This is a genomic window from Pseudomonas sp. Irchel 3E13 (genome assembly GCF_900187455.1).
GTDB lineage: Bacteria > Pseudomonadota > Gammaproteobacteria > Pseudomonadales > Pseudomonadaceae > Aquipseudomonas.
In genome coordinates this window covers 1-5798 of record NZ_FYDX01000036.1, presented here as the reverse complement: position 1 = coordinate 5798, position 5798 = coordinate 1, and the positions used below count along the sequence as shown (strand labels likewise).

6 protein-coding genes are annotated in these 5798 nt (G+C 56.6%); 3 read left to right on the top strand and 3 right to left on the bottom strand.

Features of this window, described 5'->3' with window-relative positions; translation table 11 throughout:
- The first annotated feature begins 422 nt into the window (after positions 1–422).
- The 3 genes from CKW37_RS32150 to CKW37_RS32140 all read left to right on the top strand — a co-directional run bounded on the left by CKW37_RS32150 (position 423) and on the right by CKW37_RS32140 (position 3399).
- The gene (locus tag CKW37_RS32150; protein ID WP_009684101.1) at positions 423–1910 is read left to right on the top strand and encodes a SulP family inorganic anion transporter; all 1488 of its coding nucleotides are present in this window, start codon (positions 423–425) and stop codon (positions 1908–1910) included.
- 11 nt (positions 1911–1921) lie between these two features.
- The gene (locus tag CKW37_RS32145) at positions 1922–2773 is read left to right on the top strand and encodes a universal stress protein (RefSeq protein ID WP_012316922.1); all 852 of its coding nucleotides are present in this window, start codon (positions 1922–1924) and stop codon (positions 2771–2773) included.
- Positions 2774–2865: 92 nt separating this feature from the next.
- On the top strand, positions 2866–3399 hold the full coding sequence (locus tag CKW37_RS32140) for an NUDIX hydrolase (RefSeq protein ID WP_009684099.1): 534 nt from the start codon (positions 2866–2868) through the stop codon (positions 3397–3399).
- A gap of 33 nt (positions 3400–3432) precedes the next feature.
- Here the strand turns inward: CKW37_RS32140 and CKW37_RS32135 are convergent, their stop codons facing one another.
- From CKW37_RS32135 to CKW37_RS32125, 3 genes are all read right to left on the bottom strand, one after another.
- Positions 3433–4968 (bottom strand): IS66 family transposase, encoded by a 1536-nt coding sequence (locus CKW37_RS32135; RefSeq protein ID WP_009684098.1) that lies wholly within the window; start codon positions 4966–4968, stop codon positions 3433–3435.
- 61 nt (positions 4969–5029) lie between these two features.
- The gene (gene tnpB, locus CKW37_RS33420; RefSeq protein ID WP_009684097.1) at positions 5030–5365 is read right to left on the bottom strand and encodes an IS66 family insertion sequence element accessory protein TnpB; all 336 of its coding nucleotides are present in this window, start codon (positions 5363–5365) and stop codon (positions 5030–5032) included.
- Positions 5362–5694 carry a transposase gene (locus CKW37_RS32125; RefSeq protein ID WP_009684096.1) on the bottom strand — a complete coding sequence of 111 codons (333 nt, stop codon included), beginning with the start codon at positions 5692–5694 and terminating at the stop codon, positions 5362–5364. Before CKW37_RS32125 ends, tnpB begins: the two co-directional genes overlap by 4 nt.
- Positions 5695–5798: the final 104 nt, after the last annotated feature.

The window sequence follows — 5798 nt, the reverse complement described above, 5'->3', positions numbered from 1 at the left end:
GTAACCGTCTGGCCAACTCACCCCTCAGCACACAGACCAGCTCGGACAAGAACGGGTGGAAAACAAAGCCTTGCCCGCAGGTATACCCATTGAATAAGCCTGTATCTGACGTAGGTCATGCAGAGCCTGCCAGCGGGTCGCAATCGACGATGGCTTCATTGTATACTTCGGCTCCGCATACCCCTTGAGCTACAGGAACATCAGCATGACTGTACTCCAAACGATCTACTGGCAGCCTACGCCGCCTTAGCGCTACGCCCCCTCGCAACAACCTGCTTCCGCTAGCCTCGCTCGCGGGTGCTCACTGCTGTACGCCTGGTTTTACACCTTAAGCACACAGCAAAAAATCCTCAAAATTTGAATTTGTATCGATTCGCTCGCCACTCCCTTGGCGTGCGCGATGCTTTGCCTTGGATATTTATATGCTGCAAAAACTTAGACAAACGTGGTTTTCCAACGTCCGTGCCGACGTGCTCGCGGGGCTGGTGGTCGCACTCGCGCTGATCCCGGAAGCCATCGCCTTTTCCATCATCGCCGGGGTAGATCCCAAAGTCGGTCTCTACGCCTCCTTCTGTATCTGTGCTGTCATCGCCTTTGTCGGCGGGCGCCCCGGAATGATCTCGGCGGCGACAGGCGCCATGGCACTGCTGATGGTTACGCTGGTAAAAGAGCATGGACTCCAGTACCTGCTGGCCGCGACGCTACTATGTGGCGTACTTCAAATCCTTGCCGGCTACCTGAAGCTCGGCTCGTTGATGCGCTTTGTTTCACGCTCGGTAGTCACCGGCTTCGTAAACGCATTAGCGATTCTGATTTTTATGGCGCAATTGCCTGAGCTGACCAATGTCACCTGGCATGTCTATGCCATGACCGCTGCGGGCCTGGGAATCATCTACCTGTTCCCGTATGTACCGAAAATCGGCAAGGTGATTCCCTCTCCATTGGTGTGCATTCTGACGCTGACTGCCATCGCCATTTACCTCGGTTTGGATATCCGCACCGTCGGTGACATGGGCCAACTGCCTGATACGCTCCCGATCTTCCTCTGGCCTGAAGTTCCGCTGAATTTTGAAACCCTGCGCATCATTTTCCCGTACTCGGCTGCGTTGGCAGTAGTGGGTCTACTCGAATCAATGATGACCGCGACCATCGTCGACGACCTTACCGACACCACCAGCAACAAAAACCGCGAGTGCAAAGGCCAGGGTGTGGCCAACATCGCTGCCGGCATGCTTGGCGGCATGGCAGGTTGCGCCATGATCGGCCAGTCGATCATCAACGTGAAATCTGGTGGCCGCACCCGTCTCTCGACATTGTGTGCCGGCGTTTTCCTGCTGCTGATGGTGGTATTTCTTGGCGAGTGGCTCTCCAAAATCCCTATGGCGGCACTCGTGGCTGTGATGATCATGGTGTCCATCGGCACCTTTAGCTGGGATTCCTTGCGTAATCTGAAAGAGCATCCGCTGTCGACCAACCTCGTCATGGTGGCGACCGTCGTGGTCGTCGTGGCCACTCACAATCTGGCTTACGGCGTACTGGTAGGTGTGCTGCTGGCCTCCCTGTTCTTCGCAAACAAGGTCGGGCACTACCTGGATATCAAGAGCACTCTTGAAGAGACGAAATCGCATCGGACTTACCGCGTCGTGGGCCAGGTGTTCTTTAGCTCTGCGGACAAGTTCACTGAGGTTTTTGACTTCAAGGAGGCGCTCAACAAGGTCACCATCGATCTCACACAGGCGCATTTCTGGGATATCACCGCCGTCGCAGCGCTGGATAAGGTCGTGATCAAGTTCCGACGCGAAGGCGCTGAGGTTGAAGTGCTCGGTCTCAATGAAGCCAGCGCGACAATCGTTGACCGCTTCGGCGTGCATGACAAACCCGGTGCCATCGACAAGCTCATGAGCCACTAAGGAGAACGACAATGACCCGCGTAATGGCATGCATTGATAACTCACAATCCTCATTGGCGGTCTGCGATTACGCAGCATGGGCCTCGCAACGACTCAGCGCTCCCCTGACCTTGCTTCATGTGCTGGATAAGGAGAAATATCCTGCATCCGCTGACCTCAGCGGCAATATCGGTCTCGGTAGCAGAGAACATCTGCTGGAAGAGTTGGCCATGCTGGATGCGCAGCGGGCAAAACTGGCGTTGGAGCATGGGCAGCACATGCTTGAAAAAGCTCGCGAGCGAACAGTTCACTCTGGCGCCATGTCACCTGATATGAAGCAGCGCCATGGCCATCTCGTCGAGAGCCTGAGCGATCTCCAAGACGATATTCGGTTACTGGTGATTGGAAGAGTCGGTGAGGACAGCACGCGCAGTGCCCAAAGTCTTGGCAGCCAGATTGAAGCGATAGTCCGAACTATCCACCGCCCCACCCTGATTACAACCAGCCATTTCAGGAAACCTGAAACGGTCATGGTGGCATTTGACGGCAGCGCAACAGGCCACAAGACCTTACAGATGCTTGCTTCAAGCCCGCTGTGCGAAGGCCTGCCAATTCATATCGTCATGGTTGGAACGGATTCTGAAGACAACCAGAACGCGCTGGAGAAGGCACGAACCACGCTTGCGTCTTCCGGCTCGCTGGTGCATTCCGAGATCCGCCCAGGCGAAGTAGAGTCCACACTGCATGCGTATCAGGCAGAGCACGGCATTGACCTCTTGGTCATGGGGGCGTACGGGCACTCACGCATCAGGCAGTTTCTGATAGGCAGCACGACCACGACGATGCTGCGTACATCCACTGTACCCTTATTGCTGCTTCGCTGAGCCAGTTCCACTGGCCACAGTATTTCCAGAACTGAGGAAATACCGTGGCCACCCTGGACGATGACTAACTGATCTTGCCGCTACGAGACCACATGCAACTCATAACTGAAATTGTTCACCCCGAGCTGAAATCCAAGCAGGGCAGAGTATTCCGTCGACATGCAGCTCGCGGCATCGTGATGCGGGGTGAACAGATCCTGTTGCTGTTCACCGAGCGCTATAACGATTTCAGCTTTCCTGGAGGCGGCCTTGATGGTGACGAGGACATTGTCGCAGGCCTGAAGCGTGAGCTTGAGGAAGAGACTGGTGCTCGTGAAATACAGGTGCTCCAGCACTACGGTTACATCGAGGAGTACCGGCCCTACCAAAAGCCACAGTACGATCTGATGCACATGACCTCGCATTTTTATCAATGCGAAGTAGCGCCCCAGCTAGAGCCGGTGAGAATGGAAAGCCACGAAATCGCTAATGGTATGCGGCCTGTCTGGATCAACCTGCATGAAGCCATCGCACACAATGAAGCCGTCATGCAGCGTCACGAGTCTTCGATGGGGCAGTCAATTCTGCGCGAAACCTACATGCTGAGAAAAGTCGCTTCCGAATTGTTGATGCCAATCAGCCTTTGAGCTGACTATTTGGCGAAGTCCACTTAGCCTGCCTCAGGCAAGCATCCAATGCTGCGGGAGTAATTGCGTGATTTCGCTCGCCCGCTGTGTCGGAAGCCGCATCAGTACATCCTTGAGATAGGCATACGGATCGTGCCCATTCATACGCGCCGACTGGATCAGGCTCATGATTGCCGCCGCCCTTTTTCCACTGCGCAGCGACCCGGCAAATAACCAGTTCGAGCGCCCAAGCGCCCACGGCCGGATCAAATTCTCGATCTGGTTATTGTCGATGGGCACAGCACCATCTTCCAGGTAGCGCGTCAGCGCTACCCAGCGTTTAAGGCTGTAATCCAGGGCCTTGGCCGTGGCCGAACCCTCGGGCACAAGTTCGCGTTGGGCCAACATCCACTCATGCAGTTTTTCAGCGATGGGCACCGCTGTTTCCTGACGTAATCGCCAGCGGGCTTCGTCGCTCATTTCCTTGGCGTGTCGCTCGACTTCATACAACCCGCCAATCGAGTGAAGCGCCTGCTCCGCCAACTGGCTTTTATTGGCTGCATGCAGGTCGAAGAATTTGCGGCGTGCATGGGCCATGCAGCCGATTTCGGTGATGCCCAGCTCGAAGCTGGCCTTGTAGCCGGCGAAGTCATCGCAGACCAGCTTACCGTTCCACGTGCCCAGGAAGTTACGCGCATGTTCGCCGGCACGGCTGGGGCTGAAGTCGTAGACCACGGCCTTTAGGGCCGAGAAAGGCGTGGTGCTATAGGCCCACACGTAAGCGCGGTGGGTTTTCTTTTCGCCTGGTGCGAGCATCTGAACCGGGGTCTCATCGGCGTGGATCACGCCCTGGGCCAACACATGCTCACGCAGCGCATCGACCAGAGGCTGGAGCTGCACACCGGTCTGTCCGATCCATTGCGCCAGTGTCGAACGGGCGATGGGCAGTCCGGCCCGACCAAAAATCTTCTCCTGCCGGTACAGCGGTAAATGGTCGGCGAACTTCGCCACCATCACGTGGGCCAAAAGGCCTGCGGTCGGGATGCCCTTGTCGATCACTTGGGCCGGTACAGGCGCCTGGATCAGTGTTTCACACTGACGGCACGTCCATTTTCCACGCACATGCCGCTCAACTGTGAACACGCCCGGAGTGTAATCGAGCTTCTCGCTGACGTCTTCGCCGATTCGCTGAAGCTGGCAGCCGCACACGCACTGAGTATTCTCTGGTTCGTGACGGATCACGGTTCGCGGAAACTGCGGCGGCAGTGGTGCACGCTTGGGCTTATGACGTGGCTCGGCCGGTGCGGCCGGCGGATTGGCTGCCTTCAGCTCGGCTTCGATAGCTGCGATATCGGTATCGAGCAGATCATCAAGCAGACTGCCTTGGTCGGGGCTCAGTTGCTCGCTGCGCTTGGCGAACTTGTGTCGCTTGAGGATGGCGATTTCATGAGCCAGTTGCTCGTTGACCGTTTCGAGGCGTTGGATTTTCTGGCTCATGGAGTCGACCTGGGACAGCAACTGCATAGCCTGTTCGGCCAAGCCGCGCAGCTGTTCCGGTGTCATCTGGTCGAGATTGGGCGAGGAAGTCATGCCGCTGATTGTGTCAGAGCAGGTCGTCAACAGCGATAAACCGATGGGCTAATGGCAGGGGCTAAAGCACTGTGATCGCGCTGCCTGCGCCGACCCGCTGCCACGGCAAACCCAGTACCAAGGCTTGAAGTTGCTCGTTATCGAGTTCGACTTCCGATCCGTGACGGATGCCGGGCCAATGAAACTTGCCTTGGTTCAATCGTCGCGCTGCCAGCCAAATGCCCACACCGTCATGCACCAAGACTTTCATTCGGTTGGCACGGCGATTAGCGAAGAGGTATGCGCAGTGCGGCTTCGCCACACCGAACACCGCGATCACCCTGGCCAGCGCGGTCTCGGTACCGGCGCGCATGTCCATAGGCTCGGTGGCAAGCCAGATGGCATCGATCCGAATCATTCCAACAGGTCTCGCAGAAAGGTGGCACAGGCGACAGCGCTTTCGGTCGGCCAGTTCACTTTGACGGTGCCACGCGGGTGCTGGATTTCAATGCAGATACTTGATGAAGCTGCCTGCGAATGTCCTCCGGCTAGCGGCAAGGGCACTGGAATGAAAGCAGGTTGCAGCGCCATAGTTTTGTTCGTGAGTACCCTAATCCATTTATGTACGAGGTTCGCGTTAAGGCTGTGCTTCTGCGCGACGCTGGCAATCGATGCGCCGGGCTGGGCGCACTCTTGGACAACTTGGGCCTTGAAGGATTTTGAATAGGAACGGCGTTGTGACTGCATGGAAAGACCCGCTTAAAAGGCTAGAAATGGTGTCCACTTAAATTAGGTGGACACCATCGCCTTTGGCGTCGGGGTCAGGAAGGTGAGTTGGCCGGACGGTTACG

Excerpts from the sequence above, each read along its gene's own strand:
- CKW37_RS32140 (WP_009684099.1), top strand. The coding sequence starts at position 2,866 with ATGCAACTCATAACTGAAATTGTTCACCCCGAGCTGAAATCCAAGCAG.
- CKW37_RS32150 (WP_009684101.1), top strand. The coding sequence starts at position 423 with ATGCTGCAAAAACTTAGACAAACGTGGTTTTCCAACGTCCGTGCCGAC.
- tnpB (WP_009684097.1), bottom strand. The coding sequence starts at position 5,365 with ATGATTCGGATCGATGCCATCTGGCTTGCCACCGAGCCTATGGACATG.
- CKW37_RS32145 (WP_012316922.1), top strand. The coding sequence starts at position 1,922 with ATGACCCGCGTAATGGCATGCATTGATAACTCACAATCCTCATTGGCG.
- CKW37_RS32125 (WP_009684096.1), bottom strand. The coding sequence starts at position 5,694 with ATGCAGTCACAACGCCGTTCCTATTCAAAATCCTTCAAGGCCCAAGTT.
- CKW37_RS32135 (WP_009684098.1), bottom strand. The coding sequence starts at position 4,968 with ATGACTTCCTCGCCCAATCTCGACCAGATGACACCGGAACAGCTGCGC.